The sequence below is a fragment of the Mucilaginibacter sp. P5_A4 genome, from assembly GCF_056400605.1.
Map to the genome: position 1 here is coordinate 1 of NZ_JBFUKX010000028.1, position 21,497 is coordinate 21,497.

The window sequence follows — 21,497 nt, forward strand, 5'->3', positions numbered from 1 at the left end:
GCTGTAAGCTGTAACCGGTTAATTTTTAAGGTTGATTAGTCTAAAAACAAATATTTATTAGACATAGCGTTGATAGAATTTAAAAACAAAGGCATGTCTTTTAAACCATTACACGGTTTTTGATAATGAGTAATATGGAATATTTGGATCAGATTGATTTGTTAAAACTCCCTAAGCATGTAGCTATCATTATGGATGGCAACGGCCGTTGGGCAAAAGGAAAAGGCAAATTAAGGGTATTTGGTCATCATAATGGTGTAGTATCTGTTAGGGACGTTGTTGAGGGCGCAGATAAACTGGGTATAAAATATATTACACTATATACCTTCTCATCAGAAAACTGGAACAGACCCAAATTTGAGGTTATGGCTATAATGGAACTTATGGTAAGCACCATCCATAAGGAAATAGCCGGCTTCATGAAAAACAATATTAAGCTAAATGCCATTGGCGATTTGGACATGCTACCTCCAAAATGCTTAAAGGAACTTAATGCTGCCATGCAAAAAACCTCGTTAAATACGGGAGTGGTACTTACCCTGGCTTTAAGCTATGGCTCAAGACGCGAAATTTTACACGCTGCAAAAAACATAGCCCTGCAGGTAAAAAGCGGAGACCTGCAAGTGGAAGATATTAATGAAGATGTTTTTGAAAGAAATTTATTCACCAACGATATGCMCGATCCTGAATTACTGATCAGAACCGGCGGCGAATATCGGATAAGTAACTATTTATTATGGCAAATTGCCTATGCAGAGTTGTATTTTACGGCAAAGCTATGGCCCGATTTCAGGAAGGAAGATTTGTACGAAGCCATACTTGATTACCAAAAACGCGAACGTCGTTTTGGTATGACAAGTGAGCAGCTTAACTAAATTTTTTCTTTTAACACTTTTTAACAACTGTATAAATTAATTTTAGCCCACTAAAATATTCGAATGTATAAATTTCTTTTTGCTATTCTTTTCTCTGTTTTTGGTACCGCTGCACTGGCCCAGGTTTCCAATCCACCGAGGCAACCACTCACAAAACAGATACCGGCTGATAGTTTAAGTTACCTTAATCCGCGCGATTATATCATAGGTGGTATTACCGTAAGTGGAGTAAAATATCTTGATAAGGATAATTTGATATTGCTTTCAAAATTAACAAAAGGCGATCGTATTAATTTACCGGGCGAACGTAATGCCGAAGTAATAAAGAAATTATACGAGCAAGGCTTGTTTGATGATGTACAGTTAAACATTACTAAAATTAACCTTGATACCGTTTACCTTGAAATTGTAGTAGTGGAGCGCCCGCGTTTATCCCGCCTGCATATAACAGGTATCCGTAAAGGCGAAGTTGAAGATATACAGAAAAAATTAACCGATAAGACCGGTAAAATTGTAAACGAGAATTTATTAAGCACTACATCGGCTATTATTAGAAAGCATTTTAACGAGAAGGGGTTTATGAATACCACCGTTACTATGTCACAGCGTAAAGATCCGGGAGATGCCAACAGTGTTATACTCGATGTAAAAATTGACAAGAAAACCAAAGTGAAAATTAACGATGTTACCTTTGAGGGTAACAAAGCTTTTTCGCAAGGTGATCTGAGGGGGTATTTAAGCAAAACCCGTAAAAGAAGATGGTATAATGTTTTTGGATCAAAAAAATTCAAACAGGATAAGTACGAAGAGGATAAGTTAAACCTTATTGAAAAAATGCAGGGTAAAGGCTATCGTGATGCTGCATTGATAAGCGATTCTGTTTGGAAACACGACGATCAGACGGTTAACGTAAAGATAAAAGTTTACGAAGGCCCCAAATATTACTTCGGTAAAGTAAGTTGGTCTGGCAATGCGAAATATACTACCGAGTTATTGGAAAGAATATTACACGTTAAAAAAGGCGATGTATTTAGCGAAGATGAATTAAATAAAAGGTTAAGCGGGCCAACACCAAGTAATGATGATGTTTCGTCGCTTTACTTAAATGATGGTTATTTAACTTTCAATGCCGACCCTGTACAAACAAGGGTTTATAATGATACTGTGGATCTGGACATCCGTATTTATGAAGGCCCGCAATACACTATTAACCGCGTAAGTCTTAAAGGTAATGATGTAACCAACGATAAGGTTGTATTGCGCGAGATCCAGACTAAGCCAGGCCAAAAATTCAACAAAGAGTTATTAATACGCAGTGCACGTGAAATTGGTCAGCTTGGTAACTTTGACGAACAAAAAACCGAACCCAAGCCAACCAACATTAACCCGCAGGATGGTACTGTAGATATTATTTACAACGTTGTTGAAAAACCTTCAGATCAGATAGAACTTTCGGGCGGTTTTGGTGGCGGGCAGCTGGTGGGTACACTGGGGCTTACCTTTAACAACTTTTCGTTAAGGAATATATTTAACCTTAAAGCTTACAAACCACTGCCAAAAGGCGATGGACAAAAACTAAGCTTAAGAGGCCAGTCAAGCGGTCGTACCTATCAAAACTTTTCGTTCACTTTCTCCGAACCATGGTTGGGTGGTAAAAAACCTATTTACTTTGCATTATCAGCATATACACAAGGAAGTTCAACAGGTCAGTATTATGCAAAAACCAGTCCGAACTACAATAACCTGCGTATTAATGGTATTGGAATTACTTTGGGTAAACGCTTAAAATGGCCTGATAACTATTTCCAGCTGAACTACTCCCTTAACTTTGACCACTATAATCTTGATAATTATCAAGGCTACCTTTTTCAAAATGGTACATCATTCAACATCAAGTTAACACAGGAATTAACCCGTAACTCAATCGACGCACCTATTTTCCCAACACAAGGTTCAAATATTAAATTTACAGTACAGGCAACACCTCCTTATTCGTTGTTCAATAATGTTAACTACAAGGTGGCCACTCCACAGGAACGTTACCATTTTGTAGAATACTATAAATTTAAATACGATGCGCAATGGTTTTCCAAACTGGTTGGTAAATTTGTACTGATGTCGCAGGTGAGGTTTGGTTTCCTGGGTATGTACAACAAAGAAGTTGGTCCATCGCCGTTTGAACGCTTTAAGTTAGGTGGTGATGGTATGCAGAGTTACCAGTTTTTACAGGGTAGTGAAATCATCGGCTTAAGGGGTTACCAAAACTTCTCCATAGTGCCCGAAGGTTCAAATGAAAACCAAACCAATAATACTGGTAGCACCATCTACAACAAATACACCTTGGAATTGCGCCATCCGGTTATCGCCAGCCAATCGGCAACTATATTTTTATTAGCATTTGCTGAGGGTGGAAACGTTTGGAACAATTTTAACCAGTTCAATCCGTTTAACGTTAGACGTTCGGTAGGTGTGGGCGCAAGAATATTTTTACCTATATTTGGCTTGCTTGGATTAGATTATGGTTACGGGTTTGATAAAATACCGGGTGCCCCTGATGCAAATAAAGGGCAATTCCATTTTACAATTTCTCAGAGTTTATCCGGCGGATTTAATTAATTTGCGAACCGAATATGAAGAAGATAATTTTAATAGCAATTTTAACGTTTACAGCATTTGCAGGAGCTTATGCACAACGTTTTGCTTATGTTGACTCGGATTATATATTGAAGCACATGCCCGAGTATGCTTCTTCGCAAAAGCAACTTGCCGCGTTATCCGATCAATGGCAAAAAGAAGTTGACGGGCGTTTCCAGGAAATTGACCGTTTGTACAAAGCTTACCAGGCCGACCAGATACTGATGACGCCCGATATGAAAAAACGCCGCGAGGCCGAGATTGTAGACAAAGAAAAGGCCGCAAAGGATTTTCAACGTCAAAAATTTGGCCCGGACGGTGAACTTTCACAAAAGAGCACTTCTTTGATTAAACCAATTCAGGATCGGGTGTCTAAAGCCGTACAGGCGGTAGCCGAGGGTAACGATCTGGATATGATTTTTGATAAAAACAGTGAAGTAATTATGCTGTATGCAAGCCCAAGGCTCGACAAAAGTGCAGAAGTAATAACCAAATTAGGGCTTAAACCCGGAGTACTTGCCAAATAACTTTTTGAATAAATAAAAACAGAACAAAACTATTATTAAACACAGAACAAGAAAAATGAAAAAACTATTTAAAGTTGCTTTAGTTGCAGTAGGAATGATATTTGCCGGCAACTTTGCCAATGCGCAGACCAAAATTGGCCATATTAATTTTAACCAGCTGATTGACTTAATGCCAGAAACTAAAACTGTTTCAACTCAGATCCAGGCTTACCAAAAAACCTTTATTGATGTACTTACTACCATGAATAATGAGTACACAACAAAAGGCCAGGCTTTTCAAAAAGATCAGGCTACCATGACCGATGCTGTACGTACAGCAAAAGGTAACGAGCTTCAGGATATACAAAAACGTATGACTGATTATCAAACTAATGCTCAGCAACAGGTTGAAGCAAAGAAAAATGAATTAGGTAAACCACTTTTTGATAAAGCTACAGCTGCAGTACAAGCAGTTGCAAAAGAAAAAGGATACGCTTATGTATTGGATTCTTCACAGGTTAGCCTGCTGGTATCTCCGGATGCTGACGACCTGATGGCTGCGGTAAAATTAAAATTAGGTTTAAAATAATATCAACTATTAGTCATTTATAAAAGAGCGCCCTGTATTTACGGGGCGCTTTTTTTATGTTTGTATATGCAAAATAAACCCATCGGTATTTTTGATTCGGGCTTTGGCGGCCTAACGGTTTTTAAATCTATTATTGAGCAATTGCCGGGTTACGATTATATATACCTGGGTGATAATGCCCGTGCACCCTACGGAAACCGGTCGTTTAAAACCATACACGAGTATACCTGGGAGTGTGTGCAATGGATGTTTGAGCAAGGGTGCCCACTGGTAGTATTAGCTTGTAATACAGCATCGGCCAAAGCTTTGCGCACCATACAACAGCAGGATCTTATAAATGGCGATCCTACAAAACGGGTACTCGGGGTGATAAGGCCAACTGCCGAGATCATTGGCGATTTTACCAAAACCAAACAAATAGGGGTACTGGGTACAAAAGGCACGGTACAATCCGGGTCATACCTTCTCGAGATCCAGCATTTTTTTCCGGGTGTAAAAGTTTACCAGCAGGCATGCCCCCTATGGGTGCCGCTGATAGAGAATGGCGAGTACGACAAGCCCGGCGCTGATTATTTTGTGAAATTGTACCTGGATGAGATTATGGCCCAATCGCCCGATATTGATACCCTTTTATTGGCCTGTACGCATTATCCCATCATAAAAGATAAAATAGAGGCTGCCCTGCCTGCCCATGTGAAAGTGGTTGCCCAGGGAGATATAGTTGCCAAAAGCCTGGTTGATTACCTGCAACGCCATCCCGAAATGGAGAATAAATTAACCAAAAACGGTACCAACCAGTTTTATACTACCACAGACGATACCACCGATTTTGATCATCACGCCTCGCTGTTTTTTTCATCACCGGTACAATCAAAGTTTATATCGGCGAATGATTTGGTGAGGTGTTAGTGAGTGGCTGAATAAAGTTTAAAATATAAAGCCAGGCACTTTCATATTCCATCAAAAAAAACTTCTAAAACCGCTCAACTCAATCCAACTTAATCAACTGCTAACCCAATCAACCACTCACCAATTTAATATACTAAACTTGTCGTCTAAAATAGTTCAACATTTAGTAAGTTTGCAGCTTAAGCAAAAAGGTACTTGAATTATTATATCACATATTTTATTGTTGCGGTAGGGTTGTTTAGCTTTTCGGCCTTTTTTGCTTTGTTTGGTGTATATGCCGAGCGAAAGATCTCTGCATTTATACAAGACAGGCTTGGCCCCACTGAGACAGGTAAATTCGGCTCGCTGCAAACGCTTGCCGATATCATGAAGATGCTCCAAAAGGAACTCATTATCCCCGCTGCCGCCGATAAATGGCTTTTCATGTTGGCTCCTGCTGTAATCTTTATTGCTGTTTATATGGGCTTTGCCGCGTTGCCCTGGGCCCCCGGGCTTATCCCCTCAAAAATCAATCTTGGTATCTATTATATTTTTGCCATTATCTCTATCGAAACATTGGGTATCCTGATGGCCGGCTGGGGATCAAATAACAAATATTCTATATTGGGGGCTATGCGCTCGGCCGCACAGATCATCTCGTACGAGATTCCGGCTGGTTTTGCCATCATATCTGTAGTGATGATAGCCCAAACCCTCGATCTGCAGGCAATAGCTATGCAGCAAGGGATATTATCACCAGAGAAAATAAAGTTTATTGGTTTTTGGGACGTAACAACGTCGGGAGGCTTGCTTAGCTGGAACATATTCCGCGCCCCGCACCTCATTATCGCCTTTGTGATCTATTTTATAGCTTCGCTGGCCGAGAGTAATCGTGCCCCATTTGATATTCCCGAAGCGGAGTCGGAGCTGGTGGCAGGCTTCCATACCGAATTTACGGGCATCCGCTTCGCGCTGGTTTTCCTGGCCGAATATTCCATGATGTTCCTGGTATCCATGATAGGGGTTATCCTATTTTTAGGCRCATGGAACACACCATTGCCAAACATAGGCCGGGTTCATTTAGCCGACTGGACAACCAACATGGCATGGGGCATTTTGTGGGTGACAATAAAAACATTAGGATTAGTAGCCGTACAAATGTGGATCAGGTGGACACTACCCCGTTTCCGGGTAGACCAGCTCATGAATCTCTGCTGGAAAGTGCTAACCCCACTGGCCTTTGTCTGTATATTGGTATCGGGAGTATGGAGATTGTGGCTGATGTAGCGAATATAATTTCGGATTTAGAATGTTCGATTTCGAATTTGAGAGGATTTAAATTTAGAATTTAATAATTAGTGTTCAAAAGAGTAATCAACGGTTTTGCAACGGCATGGAAAGGTTTAAGTCTTACCATAAGGCATCTCTTTGCGTCTAATTCAGCCAGGAAAATTATTACCGTAAGCGACAGTAATTACTTTAAACAACTGGAAAAAGGTACCAACACCATCCAATACCCCAAACAACAGCTGCCCGTTCCCGAAATAGGCCGCTACCAGCTGGATGTGGAGATGGACGATTGTATTGTATGCGATTTATGTGCCAAAGTATGCCCGGTTGATTGCATAGATATTGAAGCCATTAAGGCTACGGAAGCCATCGGGCAAACATCAGATGGTACAACAAAACGCCTGTATGCCGCTAAGTTTGATATTGACATGGCCAAATGCATGTATTGCGGCCTGTGCACTATTGTATGCCCAACCGAGTGCATTGTGATGACCAACCAATATGACAAAACCGTATTTGAGCTAAGCGACCTTACCTACCAGTTCTCGGATATGCCGCCAGAGGTTGCCGCCGAGAAGCGCGCCCTGTTTGATAAGCAGCAGGCCGAAAAGCAGGCTGCTAAACTGGCCGCTATGCAAAAAAAGGAGGGTGGGGCATGAGTTTAATCCGTGTGCTATTTTACTTTATGAGTGCTATTGCCATTGCTTCGGCATTGTACGCGGCATCAACCAAAAATTTAGTACGCAGCATCTTTGTGTTTTTTGTAACGCTGTTTGCCCTGGCCGGATTATACGTTTTGGCCCTGGCCGATTTTGTGGCCGTAACCCAGGTGGTAATTTACGTAGGAGGTATATTGGTGCTAATCATTTTTGCCTTTATGCTATCGGGTAAAGAAACTTTAAACGTGATACAACAACAGAAAGGGAAATTTTTTAGCCTGGGGAAACTGCCTGCCATATTGCTGGCAGCATTGTTCTTTATAGTGATGATCAACGTAGTGTTAAAGGCCGATACCGATAACCTGGCCTGGGTAAAGGATTCTATCGCTTATAACAACACCATCACACCAAATGCGGTGATGATAGATAACATTGGTGTTAACTTAATGACCCGGTATTTGCTGCCCTTTGAGGCCATCTCTATTTTATTGCTGATGGCTTTGGTTGGCGCGGCGCATTTGTCACGAAAGGAGGGCAGCGCATGATCACATTAACCGATTTTTTGGTGGTAAGTGCAGCACTTTTTTGCATAGGATTGTACATGATCGTATCAAAGCGTAATGCTATCCAGATCCTTATCGGTATTGAATTGATATTGAATGCCGCCATATTAAACCTGGTGGCTTTTGGCAAACACGATAGCATAAGCAACAGCGGGCAGATCTTCGCCCTGTTTGCCATTGTACTGGCTGCCGCAACAACGGCGGTAGCGTTGGCCATTATCCTGAATGTGTACCGAAAATATAAAACCATTGATCCGGGTAAGATAAATAATTTGAAGGATTGATAAATCGTAGAATATTAAAATTAAAACTTGAATAACACTTTACCATACCAGGATCTCACCCTCATCACCTGCACCATCGCGGCTGTGGCCTCACCGCTGCTTGCCGGTTTGCTAAACTTTTGCCTGCCGGAAAAAAGTAAGGCGGCAGGTTGGATATCAACTTTGGGGATTTTGTTGAGTTGTGTTTTGGCAGCTAAAGTATTTGCCGGGGTTTGGAATAACCCTCAGGTCCATGTAAAACAGGTTTGGTTCACTATAGGCCATACCAGGGTTTACGCCGGGATATTATTGAATAACCTATCGGTGTTGATGCTGTTGCTGGTATCGGTTATCGCTTTGCCGGTGCATATTTATTCTACCGCTTACATGAAGTATGATGGGCGGTACAGCAGATACTTTACTTACCTCAGCTTCTTTTGCTTCAGCATGCTGGCTTTGGTAGTGGTTGATAACCTGGTATTGTTTTATGCTTTTTGGGAGTTGGTGGGCTTTTCATCGTACCTGCTGATAGGGTTTTGGTTTACCAGGGACAAAGCGGTACAGGCCAATAAAAAAGCCTTTATCATGAACCGTATTGGCGATATTGGCTTGCTTAGCGCAATTATCATCATTTTTACCATGTATGGCACTTTTGATATCAATTCACTATTTGGGCCGCAAGGAATTGTAAGTTTTACTTCAGTTCATGATGGGCTGTGGGTTGTTACTCCGGATCTGCTGCCAAAATCTATGGGCTCAGTTTGGCTGGCTGACGGCGCCAAAGGCTCATTACCTGCCATCTGGCAATACATTGCTGTCGCCGGCATCTTCCTGGCCGTCGCTGCCAAATCTGCCCAGTTTCCGCTGCATACCTGGCTTCCCGATGCCATGGAGGGCCCTACTTCGGTTTCTGCGTTGATCCATGCAGCTACTATGGTTGCCGCAGGCGTGTTTTTATTGGGTAGGGTGTACCCTGTGTTTACAGAAACCGAGCTCACCATACTGGCCTGTATCGGTTGCTTTACGGCTTTTATGGCGGCCACTATAGCCCTCACTCAAAACGATCTGAAACGGATCCTCGCTTATTCCACTATATCGCAATTAGGCTTTATGATACTGGCAATGGGAGTTGGGGCATATGCCTCATCGCTTTTCCATTTGGCTACGCATGCGTTCTTTAAATGCCTGTTGTTTTTGGTGGCAGGTATAGTCATTCACCAGGTGCAGCACATTAAGGAAGATAACAACCTGGACATAGATCCGCAGAGCATCCTGTACATGGGTGGCCTGCGTAAAAAGCTGCCATTTACTTTTATAGCTGCCATTATTGGCGGTTTGGCTTTGATTGGTTTACCGCTAACCTCGGGCTACTTATCTAAAGATGGTATTTTGATCCAGACATTTGAATGGAGCGATAGCAGGAGTGCATGGTTCAAAATTATTCCGGTTACAGCTTTGCTTACTACCTGGCTTACCGCTTTTTATGTAGCCAGGCTTATCGTTAGAGTTTTTTTTGGCGAATTTAGGTTATTGAAGATAAACCCGGATATTAAGCTGCACATCGGCGATGGGGGCTGGCAATATAAATTGCCATTGGCTTTATTAGCCATTTGCAGTTTGTTCCCGTTGTTCTCGCTCCATCCCCTGCTGTATGAGCATGCCTGGGTATTTAACGGCCTGTCACCATCTAATTACCTCGTTCGCGAAAATATATACCACACAATTATTCCGGCAGGGGTAAACGTATTAAGCTTGTTTGTGCTCTATGCGGCTTATGCCATCTATGTAAAGCAAAACAGCTTCTCGCTCCCGCAAACGGGCTTTTTATATCGTCTGTCCTACAACCAATGGTATATTGATAAAATATATAAACGTGCTTTTGTGAAACCGGTACTTGGTTTTGGCAAAGCATGTTTTTGGTTCGATAAAAATATTATTGATGGCTTTATCCATTTGCTAACTAAAATAAGTGGCTGCGCTGCGCTGTTAACCGCCTGGGCCGATAAGTACATTGTAGATGGCTTTTTGCATTTAATAGCGGCCATTGTGCAAAGTATTGGCAATTTTGCACGTAGCTTCCAAAGTGGTAAAGTACAGTACTATTTGTTTAGCATGTTGATAATTGTACTAACGCTGTTTATTTTAAAAATACTGATGTAAACCTGATGAATATATTAACCTTACTCATATTTATACCTGTACTGTTCGGCTTTATCATCATGCTGCTGCCTTCATCTATGCGGGGCAGTTTTAAATATATTACATTGCTGGCTACCCTGGTACAATTAGGTATCAGCGTTTGGATATACCTGCACTTTAAAACGGGGGCAACTTATGGTGGCATTAATCATGAAAACCAGTTTCAGTTTGTTCAAAAGCTACCCTGGATAGCGCTTAACCTGGGCAGCATGGGGAAAATGCAGATAGATTATTTTGTAGGTATCGATGGGATCTCTATCACGCTGCTGGTTATGACTTCGCTGGTATTGGTGATTGCAACTTTGGCCTCGTGGGAGATTAAAAGCAACCTTAAAGGCTTCTTCCTGTTGTTTTTATTATTGGATATGGCGGTTATCGGCGTGTTTTGCGCGCTGGATTTTTTCCTGTTCTACATGTTTTATGAGCTGATGCTGTTGCCATTATATTTCCTTATCGGGATGTGGGGTGGCGCGCGCAGGGAGTACGCGGCCATCAAATTTTTTCTTTACACGCTGTTTGGTTCGGTATTTATGTTGTTGGTGATGGTTGGGTTATACCTATCCGTTACCGACCCTGCCACGGGCAATCATACCTTTAACATGGTGCAAATGATGAACCCGGCCAATTACAGCGCCCAATCAGTATTCTCTATAGCCGGGCATCAAACCATATTGGGTATGCCTGCGCGTACAGTTGGTTTTGTGGTGCTGTTTATCGCTTTTGCTATTAAAGTGCCGGTAGTGCCATTGCATACCTGGCTGCCCGATGCGCACGTGGAAGCACCAACGCCAGTATCTATTATACTGGCTGGTATCCTGCTAAAAATTGGTGGTTACGGTATCATCCGTATTTGTATCGGGATTTTCCCTGATGTGGCCACCACGCATGCGTTCTGGCTTGGTTTACTTGGGGTGATCTCTATTTTATATGGTGCCCTTAACGCTCTTGCTCAACGCGACCTGAAACGGATGATAGCTTATTCGTCGGTATCTCACATGGGTTTTGTACTGTTGGGCATCGCCTCCCAAACTGCCGAAGGCATCAGTGGGTCGGTAATGCAAATGGTAAGTCACGGATTTTTATCAACCATGCTGTTCTTCCTGGTAGGGGTTATTTACAACCGGGTTCATGACAGGGATATTTACCATTTCCGTGGATTAGGTACTATGATGCCAAAGTATACCGCTTTTGTAATGATCGCGTTTTTTGCATCGCTGGGGTTGCCGGGTTTTTCGGCATTTGTGGCCGAGGCTTTTACTTTAGCCGGGGTGTTCAAATCGCATTCGGTTAACGGTTTGTTACCTTACTGGATGGCTGTTTGCGGTACATTAGGGATACTTTTAAGTGCTGCCTACTTCTTATGGACATTGCAGCGCATGTTCTTTGGCCAGGAATCGTTAAAAGGGGGCAGCGTTTGGAAAACGGCCCTTACCGACTTGAATCTGCGCGAAAAGTTAACCCTTGCGCCGTTGGCTTTAATAGCCCTGGTATTAGGTATTATGCCATCGTTGGTTTTTGATAAGATCAACGATTCGGTGCTTGCATTGATACAATTTTTACAAGCAAAATAATGCACGATCTGCTAACCCATATATCCGATCAGTTAAACGATGTTTTTGGCAGCGTAACCTATTTTGTGCCCGAGGTTTATCTTGGCCTGCTGTTCCTGGTGGTTATGATAACCGATTTGTTATTTGGTAAAAGATCAACCGGCCTTTGCCGTGCAGTGGCTTGCGCCGGGCTGTTGTTTGTGCTGTTTAAAGATTTGCAGCAAGTGGGAATGACACTGGGCGTGCAGCATTTTATATTTAGCAACATGCTGTTGCTTAGTCATACCGGTGTGTGGTTTAAACTTTTTATTGATATACTGGCATTCATTATCCTGTTGTATTTTACCTGGGATGAAAAGCTGAATAGTCATCAAAAAGGATTGTCTGATTTATATTCTATAGCCATTGCTTCTATATTAGGGCTGCATTTAATGGTGATGGCAGTAAACCTGCTATCTATTTATCTTGCTATCGAAATGGTTTCCATAGCATCGTACCTGATGGTAGCCTACCGGTCTGAGAATGCTTTCAGCACCGAGGCCGGGTTAAAGTATGTGTTGTTTGGGGCCGCGTCTTCGGCAATTATGTTGTACGGAATCTCGTTACTGTATGGTTTCAGCGGCTCTTTAGATATAGTTTTTCAGTCGACCATTGCAGAACTTTTAAAGGTAAATCCTTTGAGCTCATCCTTCGCCATTATGTTGGTATTGGTGGGCATAGGATTCAAACTCTCTTTTGTTCCGGTTCATTTTTGGGTACCTGATGTATACGAAGGGGCGCCTACACCCATTACAGCGTACCTGTCAACGCTGCCCAAAATAGCCGCCTTTGCCTTATTGGTTAATTTTTTGGCGCCGGTAATGGTTTTGGGTAAAGAAACAGGTTTTGATCTTGCTATCATATTATCTATTGCAGGTATTATCAGCATGATAGCTGGTAATTTTGCAGCAGTAATGCAAAGCAATGTTAAACGTATGCTGGCCTACTCAAGCATAGGGCATACGGGTTTTGCATTAATGGCCGTAGTGATCCTAAATTTGCAGGGCCTGGCTGCATTAACTTATTACCTGCTGGTTTACGCGCTGGCAAATATTGGCGCGTTGGCGCTGGCCTCTTACTTTAGTAATGTTGCCGATGCAGAGAACTTGGATGGTTATAAAGGGCTTGGTTTAAAATATCCCATCGCGTCTGTTTGCTTCACCATTATACTCATATCCCTTACGGGTTTGCCTGTTTCGGCGGGGTTTACAGGTAAAATATTTGTGTTTTCGGCAGTGTATAGTGTTTACCAGCAAAGCCATAGTATCTGGCTGATGCTGCTGATGGCTACCGGCGCTTTAACTACTGTTGTCTCCTTGTTTTACTACATAAAAATACCGCTAAACTTGTTTTTAAAACGATCAGAAAATCAGGAGATTATCTACAAAAAATCCTATAATTTGTTGATTTTGGCTGTAGTTGTAAGTTTTATATTGATTTTGTTAGGGATTTTTCCTGATTTTGTACTTAAATACCTATAATGCTGTTTTTTTATTACCTATTTAATAAAAAACTGGCCAAATTGTAGATTTATTACCGGAAAAGTATTAATTTCAGGCCGTTTTAAAATCAGTTCTATATTCTCACATGAAGCGGTATATTCCTTTCTTAATTATACTTACAATTCTAACGCTGACATTTATTTTTCCATCTGTTGAGTTTAAGAATTCCGGGGATCCTCATTTTAATACCGGTGATATTGCATGGATGCTGATGTCGACAGCTCTTGTTTTGATCATGACTCCCGGCCTTGCGTTTTTTTACGGTGGTATGGTTAATAAAAAGAACGTGATTTCAACCATGTTGCAAAGTATTGTTTGCATGGTTATTATTACTGTTTTTTGGGGCATATTTGGTTTTAGTTTGGCCTTTGGCGAAAGTTTCCATGGTTTTATTGGTAACCCGGCCACCTATTTTATGATGAAGAGAATGCTGGGTAATGCTACGTGGAAGGCAGCCCCAACTATACCTTTACTACTGTTTGCCATGTACCAGTTAAAATTTGCGATAATAACCCCGGCGCTTATTACCGGTGCTTTTGCCGAGCGGATCCGTTTTAACTCCTACATTATTTTTCTTGTACTGTTCTCCATCTTTATATTTTCGCCATTGGCGCATTGTACCTGGCACCCCGATGGCATTTTGGCCAAATTGGGCGTACTTGATTTTGCCGGTGGAACGGTAGTGCACATGTCGGCAGGTTGGGCTGCTTTAGCCTCCGCTTTATACTTAAAACGACGTAACGAAGCCAATCATTCACCGGCCCGTATCACTTACGTGATGATAGGTACGGGGCTTTTATGGTTTGGCTGGTTTGGGTTTAATGCAGGTTCGGCCTTTGGCGCCAATGCTTTGGCAGTTACTGCACTGGCAACCAGTACAACGGCTTCGGCTGCCGGTGGTATCACCTGGATATTTTTTGATATGCTGCGTGGCCGTAAGCCATCTGCTATGGGTACCTGTATTGGTGCTGTGGTAGGTTTAGTGGCTATTACTCCGGCTGCAGGTTATGTAACTGTACCGCATTCGCTGGCTATTGGTATCATATCGGCCGTGGTGAGCAACCTGGTTGTGGAGTGGCGCACGCGCACTACCATTGATGATACCCTCGATGTGTTCCCTTGCCATGGGGTTGGTGGTATGGTGGGTATGCTGCTTACAGGGGTATTTGCCAATCAGCATGTAAATGCGGCTAATAGTACAGGTAACGGCTTGTTTTTTGGCGAAACCCACCTGTTTTTGGTGCAGCTTATCGCGCTTATCGGGGTATCCATATTTTCGTTCTTCGGCTCATTGTTATTGTTAAGAATAACAGATATGATATCGCCTTTAAGGGTATCGGCAGAGGATGAAGAGCTTGGGTTGGATATTAGCCAGCATGGCGAAAAACTTTAATTATCGAATTTCATACCAAATCAATAAACCTGAAAGTCCGGCTGAAAAGCCGGATTTTTTTTTGGAGTAAAGGTTGATGGAGCGAGGATAGAAGGAGAAATGACTAAAATGTTCGGACAATACAGAAAAATGTGCTGAGTTTTGCTATATTGGTTAAACGGTTTTCATTTTATTTTGTCTAATTTTTTAAATGGAAACAAGAAGCATGTCAATTTTTCGTTTGTCTTGTTTTCCGGCTGTTATTTCTTGACTCTTTTTAACATGGATCTTTTTGCAGATAACCAGTTAGGTATGTTTAATACCGCCCATCAAAATATATTACCTTTTGATGGTGAGGTTTTCCTGTATCCTAATTTTTATGAGGAGGAAGGAGTTTATGATATCTTTGAGCAGCTGAAACATACTATCCTCTGGAAACAGGATAAAATGAAGATCTACAATAAAATGGTGAACTTTCCACGGCTCACTTCCTGGTATGCCGATGGCGATCAAATCTACACCTACTCGGGCGTCATAAATACACCCATCCCTTTTACGCCTTTGCTAATAAAGATAAAGGAGGCTGCCGAACAGCGCTGCGGCAAACAGTTTAACTCTGCCCTGCTCAATTATTATCGCCATGGCGGCGATAGCATGGGCTGGCACAGCGATGATGAAACGGAACTGTGTGGCAACCCGGTTATCGCTTCTGTCTCATTTGGGGCAACACGTGCCTTCCAGTTTAAACATAAAGAGCAAAAAAATGCCAAAGTATCGTTGGCATTGAACAATGGCAGCCTGCTGATTATGCAAGGCCAAACCCAGCATCATTGGCTGCACCAGGTCCCCAAAACTGGTAAGGAGTCTGGACCGAGGATAAATATTACGTTTAGGGATATAAAGTATTAGATGTGCAGATTTCAGATGTGCAGATTTTAGATGTGCAGGTGATTGTGTGGCCCTGAATTTTTCGAATTTGGGAATGGCCCGGATTTGGAGCTTTATTCTGTTAATTCTTTAATTCGGTGAATTCGGGTTCAGAAAAAATTCAGACATTTTCCATAAATTGCCTCCATGCAGGCAAATGAACTTATAACGTTATGGCGTCCGGTTGGACCTGAGGAGTTAAAGCTGATAGAGGAGTCGGGTTTTAAAAAATTTCCTAAAAGATTGGCTCAACAGCCTATTTTTTATCCGGTGATGAATGAAGCTTATGCCATCCAGATAGCCCATGACTGGAATATTCCCGCCTCCGGATCGGGCTTTGTTACCAAGTTTAACTTGCCTGCCAGCTATTTAAAAAAATACCAGGTTCAAAACGTAGGGGGAATTATTCATGACGAGCTTTGGGTGCCTGCGGAAGAACTGGAAGAATTTAACAATAACATTATCGGGTTTATTGAAATTACCCATTCATTTTACCCCGAGCAAAAAGGGTGATTTAACCCTATTTGTATGCTGATATCGTAAAAATCCTTTTTTAAGTAATATCTTCATCTTATCAAATACCTTATGAAAAAATATCTATTATGCCTGTGCTTTTCCACAATTTGCATAGCTGCCAACGCACAAACTGATTTACCTGCCGATAGCGGAACTTTCTTTTTACATAAGTTTGAGCAGCACATAGGTAAAGAAACCTACACGGTGCATAAGTATAAAGACGCGGTTCATTATACCATCGATTTTAAGTTTGTTGACCGGGGTTCGCCGGTGCCGTTGAAAGCGGAATTAAAGGTAAACCCGGCTGCTGATCCGTTGGAACTCACCATTAAAGGCAGCACCTCCCGGTTTTCAACAGTTGATGATAAAGTTACAATCAAAGGTAATGATGTAGCTATCAGGGTTAATGATTCATCATATACGCAAAAGCTATTGCCTTTAAGTTTCCCGGTTGCCGGGTATTCGCCGGGTACGGTCCAGCAGGCATTAGTTCAGTATTGGAAACAACATAAGCAGCCAAAAAGCATTAACACACTGCCGTTTGGATCGGTACAAATAATAAAAGATGGTGTTGATGAACTGGTTTTTAAAGGTAAACCCTTAAAGTTAGATCGCTTTATGATAAGCGGACTGGTTTGGGGTAACGAATTGGTTTGGACAGATAGTAAAGATAACCTCATTTGCCTTATCACCAACGATGCCGAAGGTGATAAGCTGGAAATGATGCGTGCGCAATATGAAGAATTGTTACCCCAACTCATCAGCAGGGCAGCTGTATATGGCATGCAGATATTTGCCAAAGCCGCTGCGCCATCCGGGCCGGTTGATAAACTGATAGCGATAACCGGCGGTACACTGGTAGATGTAAAAACCGGCACCGCTATAACAGACGCTGTAGTTTTAATTGAGAATGGCCTGATTAAAAGTACAGGCAAAGCCGGCACTATTAAAATTCCTGCAAATGCTAAGATCATCAGCGCGCAGGGTAAAACTATTTTACCGGGGCTATGGGATATGCATTCGCACTTTGAACAGGCCGAATGGGGGCCGGCGTATCTTGCAGCCGGCGTAACCACCGTGCGCGATTGCGGTAATGAGTTTGGGTACATCAATGCCATAAAAGCAGCTATTGATGGGGGCAAAGGTGTTGGTCCTAATATTATAAAAGCAGGTATTATTGATGGTAAAGGTCAGTATGCTTTAGGCATCATCCAGGCGGATACTAAAGAAGAAGCCATTAAAGCGGTTGACCGTTACCAGCAGAATGGTTTTCAGCAAATAAAGATCTACAGTTCGGCAAAGCCAGCTATTGTAAAGGCCATCTGCAACGAGGCGCACCGTTTAGGTCTTACAGTTACCGGTCATATTCCAAATGGTATGACGCTGCAGCAGGGAGTTGATTCGGGTATGAACATGGTAAACCATATGCAATACGTGTATGCTATGATGAAGCGCAATGATGACCGCTCGATTGATATAAATGATTCGGTAAGTATAGCTGCTATAAACTTTATCAAACAGCATCATGTGGTTATCGATCCAACTATTGGAGTTTTTGAAATGGCGTTCAGGAACGTTAAAGATGATGTTACCCAACTTGAGCCTGCATTTTATAATCTGCCCCTGCCATTACAGGCTTTGTTTAAAAATATGGGAATGGAGCCGGCGCAGGCGGCAAAATATAAGCCGCTGGTAAATGGTATGCAGATGCTTGTGAAAAAACTTTATGATGCCGGAGTACCTATTGTTGCCGGTACCGATATGGGTTTCCCCGGGTATAGCCTTGACCGCGAACTGGAGCTTTATGTAGCCGCCGGACTTACCCCTGCAGAAGCCATTAAAACCGCCACCATAATACCTGCAACGGTAATGCACACAGATAACATGACCGGCTCCATAGATGCGGGTAAACAGGCAGATATAATTATTGTAGATGGCGACCCATTAAAAAATATCAGTGAGATTCGTAAAGTATCGGTAGTGATTAAAAGTGGTAAGGTTTATGATCCGGTAAAATTGCACCAGATGGTTGGTTTTACCAAGTAGATTTAAGATGTGTAGATTTTTTTTCTGAATCGCGTTTTTTCTGAACCCGAATTTTAAGAATAAGCAGAATTATAAACGCCAATCTGTTAATTCATTAATTCGGTAAATTCCGGTTCAGACAATATCTGCACATTTTTTTTACCTGTATATCAAACCCGTGTTTAAACTACTATTTAATGACAAATGATTTTACAAAGAATCCATTAAAAATGATACCTTTGCAGCCTCATTCCAAATCATGAGCGATCAGATTAAACATGAATGCGGTGTGGCGTTTATCCGCTTACTAAAGCCACTGTCTTATTATCAGAAAAAGTACGGAACTGCGCTGTACGGCCTGAACAAGCTTTACCTTTTAATGGAGAAACAACATAACCGGGGCCAGGATGGCGCGGGTGTTGCAACCATTAAATTAGATATAGCTCCGGGCAAGCGGTACATCAGTCGTCACCGTTCAATGGCGTCAAATGCTGTTGCTGATATTTTTGAATATATTCAGAAGAAATTCGCGGATATTCAGAAAGAAACCCCCGAAAAAATGCTTGATGCCGATTGGCTTAAAGAACATGTGAGCTTTACCGGCGAAGTTTTATTGGGGCACCTGCGTTATGGAACCCATGGTAAAAACAGCATTGAAAGCTGTCACCCGTTTTTGAGGCAAAACAACTGGCAAACCAGGAATTTGGTTATTGCAGGTAACTTCAACATGACCAATGTTGATGAGTTATTGCAGCAATTGTATGACCTTGGTCAGCACCCCAAGGAGCAGGCGGATACTATTACAGTGCTCGAAAAAATGGGCCACTTTATTGATACCGAAAACCAGGGCTTGTTTGATCAATATAAACGCGAAGGGCTGAATGATAACGTTGAGATTAGCAAGCTGATAGCCAACGATATGGATGTAGCCAAAATTTTAACCAAATCGGCCAAAAACTGGGATGGTGGTTATACCATTGCCGGGATATTGGGCCACGGTGATGCCTTTGTAATGCGCGATCCGGTTGGTATAAGGCCGGCATTTTACTACTACAATGATGAGATAGTTGTTGCCGCTTCCGAGCGCCCTGCTATTCAAACAGCATTTAATGTTCCTATTGAAGAAATCAGGGAGATAAGACCCGGTCATGCGCTTATTGTTAAAAAGAATGGTAAGATAACCGAGGATATGTTTAGCGAGCCAAAGGAAAAGAAAGCCTGTTCATTTGAGCGGATCTACTTTTCACGCGGTAGCGATTCGGCCATTTACCGTGAACGTAAACAATTGGGCAGGCTGCTATGCCCTCAGATATTGAACGCGGTTGACCATGATATTAAAAACACCGTATTTTCATATATTCCCAATACTGCCGAAGTCGCCTTTTATGGCATGGTTGAGGGGGTTCACAAGTACGTTAAAAAATACCAGCGCGATAGGTTACTTAACAGGGAGGATAAGATAAGTGAAGAGGAGTTGACAGAGGTGTTGCAGATGGCTCCAAGGGTTGAGAAGATAGCCATTAAGGATGTAAAACTGCGTACCTTTATCACCCAGGATGCCGACCGCAGCGAGATGGTAGCTCACGTTTATGATACCACTTATGGCTTAATTAAAAAAGGCACTGATACACTGGTTGTACTTGATGATTCCATTGTACGTGGCACTACACTTAAACAAAGCATCCTCAAGATCCTGGACAGGCTTGGGCCTACAAAGGTTGTTGTGGTATCATCGGCACCACAGATCCGGTATCCCGATTGTTATGGTATCGATATGTCGCGTATGGGTGAGTTTGTTGCTTTTGAAGCGGCCATCAGCCTGTTAAAAGAAATGGACAGGGAAGACATTATTCTTGATGTTTACCAGAAATGTAAGGATAGTATTAAACTGCCGAAAGAGAAGGTACAAAACCACGTAAAAGCGATATATGAACTGTTTACCGATCAGCAGGTATCAGACCGTATAGCACAGATCATCACTCCAAAAGAAATAAAATGTAAGGTTCAAGTGATTTATCAAACCTTAGATAACCTGCATATTGCCTGCCCCGATCATACCGGCGACTGGTATTTCAGTGGTGATTACCCAACCCCGGGGGGTAACAAAGTAGTAAACCGCGCCTTTGTTAACTGGATGGAAGGAAAGAATCAAAGAGCCTATATGTAATAGCACCTTAATCCCCTAAAATGGGAATGAAATATAGCGGCGATGAGTTTATACTTATCGCCTTTTTTGTGTTTAATAAGTTGCATCTGTAGTTGTAAGAAAAAGAAATTACCGGTCGGTATTGCAGAATAGTTTTTCGCTATAGTTAATCAAGGGCCCCTCTTTAGGGGCTGGGGGCTACGATGCCGCAGGAGCAGCAAATACAAAGTGGGTAACCAGTTTATCTATCAATACCAATGATGCAATAATAAGAGCGACACCGGCTAACTCGTTAAGGCGGTGTACCAGTTTAACAGAAATTTTATCCCGAAGTTTATTGGCATAAAAAGCCTTAATGGTATCCATCCCAAACTGTACAATAAGGATGGTTAAAAACATTATTGCTATATTGAGGGAACGGTGAGGTGCACCAACATGGAAAGTAGTGCTGGCCGCACCTATTACAACTGTCCAGTGGATTAAGAGAGTAGGATTGAAAATACACATCAGAAATCCCTTGAAAAAGTAGCCCGCTTTATCAATACCTGATGGTACTTTGTTGCCGTAATTGATCTCGGCTTTTTTAAACATATAATACACACCTACGGTAAAAAGAATGATAGCTCCACCTATCCCGGCTATAGTTTTGGTGTGCTCAGATATGTCGACATATTGAGAACCAAATAATATACCGCCTACAAAAACCACATCGCTGCATACTACACCAAGGGCAAGGGCAACACCGGCATGAAAACCTTTTTCAATGCTGGTTTTTATAAGAGCAAAAAAGACCGGGCCAGTAATAAACGTCAACACTAATCCAAACCCAATTCCCGAAATAATGGCTTCTATCATTAATTTAGGCAGTGTTCATTTTTGAACACTGCGAATATGCAATTTTATCTCTTAAACAACGAAACTTAAAATTGTGATTTATTTAATTAAAAATAATAT

At 42.0% G+C, this 21,497-nt stretch carries 18 protein-coding genes; 17 read left to right on the forward strand and 1 reads right to left on the reverse strand.

Going from position 1 to position 21,497, the window contains the following annotated elements; translation table 11 throughout:
- Nucleotides 1-134: 134 nt before the first annotated feature.
- From AC1DQW_RS16695 to AC1DQW_RS16775, 17 genes are all read left to right on the forward strand, one after another.
- Nucleotides 135-875: an isoprenyl transferase gene (locus tag AC1DQW_RS16695; protein ID WP_477455125.1), complete on the forward strand. Its 741-nt coding sequence runs from the start codon at nucleotides 135-137 to the stop codon at nucleotides 873-875.
- A gap of 63 nt (nucleotides 876-938) precedes the next feature.
- Entirely contained in the window at nucleotides 939-3,491 is a 2,553-nt protein-coding gene (gene bamA, locus AC1DQW_RS16700; RefSeq protein ID WP_477455126.1) for an outer membrane protein assembly factor BamA, read from the forward strand.
- A gap of 14 nt (nucleotides 3,492-3,505) precedes the next feature.
- Entirely contained in the window at nucleotides 3,506-4,036 is a 531-nt protein-coding gene (locus AC1DQW_RS16705; RefSeq protein ID WP_477401499.1) for an OmpH/Skp family outer membrane protein, read from the forward strand.
- 55 nt (nucleotides 4,037-4,091) lie between these two features.
- Nucleotides 4,092-4,604 carry an OmpH/Skp family outer membrane protein gene (locus AC1DQW_RS16710; protein WP_477401498.1) on the forward strand — a complete coding sequence of 171 codons (513 nt, stop codon included), beginning with the start codon at nucleotides 4,092-4,094 and terminating at the stop codon, nucleotides 4,602-4,604.
- Nucleotides 4,605-4,670: 66 nt separating this feature from the next.
- On the forward strand, nucleotides 4,671-5,513 hold the full coding sequence (murI, locus tag AC1DQW_RS16715) for a glutamate racemase (protein ID WP_477455127.1): 843 nt from the start codon (nucleotides 4,671-4,673) through the stop codon (nucleotides 5,511-5,513).
- Nucleotides 5,514-5,708: 195 nt separating this feature from the next.
- A complete protein-coding gene (gene nuoH / locus AC1DQW_RS16720; protein WP_477455128.1) occupies nucleotides 5,709-6,779 on the forward strand; it encodes an NADH-quinone oxidoreductase subunit NuoH in 1,071 nt (356 codons plus the stop codon).
- Nucleotides 6,780-6,850: 71 nt separating this feature from the next.
- The gene (locus AC1DQW_RS16725) at nucleotides 6,851-7,441 is read left to right on the forward strand and encodes a 4Fe-4S binding protein (protein WP_477401495.1); all 591 of its coding nucleotides are present in this window, start codon (nucleotides 6,851-6,853) and stop codon (nucleotides 7,439-7,441) included.
- Nucleotides 7,438-7,986, forward strand: coding sequence for an NADH-quinone oxidoreductase subunit J family protein (locus AC1DQW_RS16730; protein WP_477455129.1), 549 nt, complete (start codon nucleotides 7,438-7,440; stop codon nucleotides 7,984-7,986). Before AC1DQW_RS16725 ends, AC1DQW_RS16730 begins: the two co-directional genes overlap by 4 nt.
- Nucleotides 7,983-8,288 (forward strand): NADH-quinone oxidoreductase subunit NuoK, encoded by a 306-nt coding sequence (nuoK, locus tag AC1DQW_RS16735; RefSeq protein WP_477401493.1) that lies wholly within the window; start codon nucleotides 7,983-7,985, stop codon nucleotides 8,286-8,288. Before AC1DQW_RS16730 ends, nuoK begins: the two co-directional genes overlap by 4 nt.
- Nucleotides 8,289-8,315: 27 nt before the next feature.
- A complete protein-coding gene (locus AC1DQW_RS16740; protein WP_477455130.1) occupies nucleotides 8,316-10,427 on the forward strand; it encodes an NADH-quinone oxidoreductase subunit 5 family protein in 2,112 nt (703 codons plus the stop codon).
- A gap of 5 nt (nucleotides 10,428-10,432) precedes the next feature.
- Nucleotides 10,433-12,037 carry a complex I subunit 4 family protein gene (locus tag AC1DQW_RS16745; RefSeq protein ID WP_477455131.1) on the forward strand — a complete coding sequence of 535 codons (1,605 nt, stop codon included), beginning with the start codon at nucleotides 10,433-10,435 and terminating at the stop codon, nucleotides 12,035-12,037.
- Complete coding sequence (locus tag AC1DQW_RS16750; protein WP_477455132.1) at nucleotides 12,037-13,536, forward strand: NADH-quinone oxidoreductase subunit N; 1,500 nt, start codon at nucleotides 12,037-12,039, stop codon at nucleotides 13,534-13,536. Before AC1DQW_RS16745 ends, AC1DQW_RS16750 begins: the two co-directional genes overlap by 1 nt.
- Nucleotides 13,537-13,642: 106 nt before the next feature.
- Nucleotides 13,643-14,950: an ammonium transporter gene (locus AC1DQW_RS16755; protein ID WP_477455133.1), complete on the forward strand. Its 1,308-nt coding sequence runs from the start codon at nucleotides 13,643-13,645 to the stop codon at nucleotides 14,948-14,950.
- A 261-nt stretch (nucleotides 14,951-15,211) separates the two neighbouring features.
- Nucleotides 15,212-15,838 carry an alpha-ketoglutarate-dependent dioxygenase AlkB family protein gene (locus AC1DQW_RS16760; protein ID WP_477455134.1) on the forward strand — a complete coding sequence of 209 codons (627 nt, stop codon included), beginning with the start codon at nucleotides 15,212-15,214 and terminating at the stop codon, nucleotides 15,836-15,838.
- 165 nt (nucleotides 15,839-16,003) lie between these two features.
- A complete protein-coding gene (locus AC1DQW_RS16765; protein WP_477455135.1) occupies nucleotides 16,004-16,369 on the forward strand; it encodes a hypothetical protein in 366 nt (121 codons plus the stop codon).
- A 72-nt stretch (nucleotides 16,370-16,441) separates the two neighbouring features.
- Nucleotides 16,442-18,418, forward strand: coding sequence for an amidohydrolase family protein (locus tag AC1DQW_RS16770; protein ID WP_477455136.1), 1,977 nt, complete (start codon nucleotides 16,442-16,444; stop codon nucleotides 18,416-18,418).
- 238 nt (nucleotides 18,419-18,656) lie between these two features.
- The gene (locus tag AC1DQW_RS16775; RefSeq protein ID WP_477455137.1) at nucleotides 18,657-20,564 is read left to right on the forward strand and encodes an amidophosphoribosyltransferase; all 1,908 of its coding nucleotides are present in this window, start codon (nucleotides 18,657-18,659) and stop codon (nucleotides 20,562-20,564) included.
- 177 nt (nucleotides 20,565-20,741) lie between these two features.
- Here the strand turns inward: AC1DQW_RS16775 and AC1DQW_RS16780 are convergent, their stop codons facing one another.
- Nucleotides 20,742-21,398 carry a LysE family translocator gene (locus AC1DQW_RS16780; protein WP_477455138.1) on the reverse strand — a complete coding sequence of 219 codons (657 nt, stop codon included), beginning with the start codon at nucleotides 21,396-21,398 and terminating at the stop codon, nucleotides 20,742-20,744.
- Between the last annotated feature and the right edge of the window lie 99 nt (nucleotides 21,399-21,497).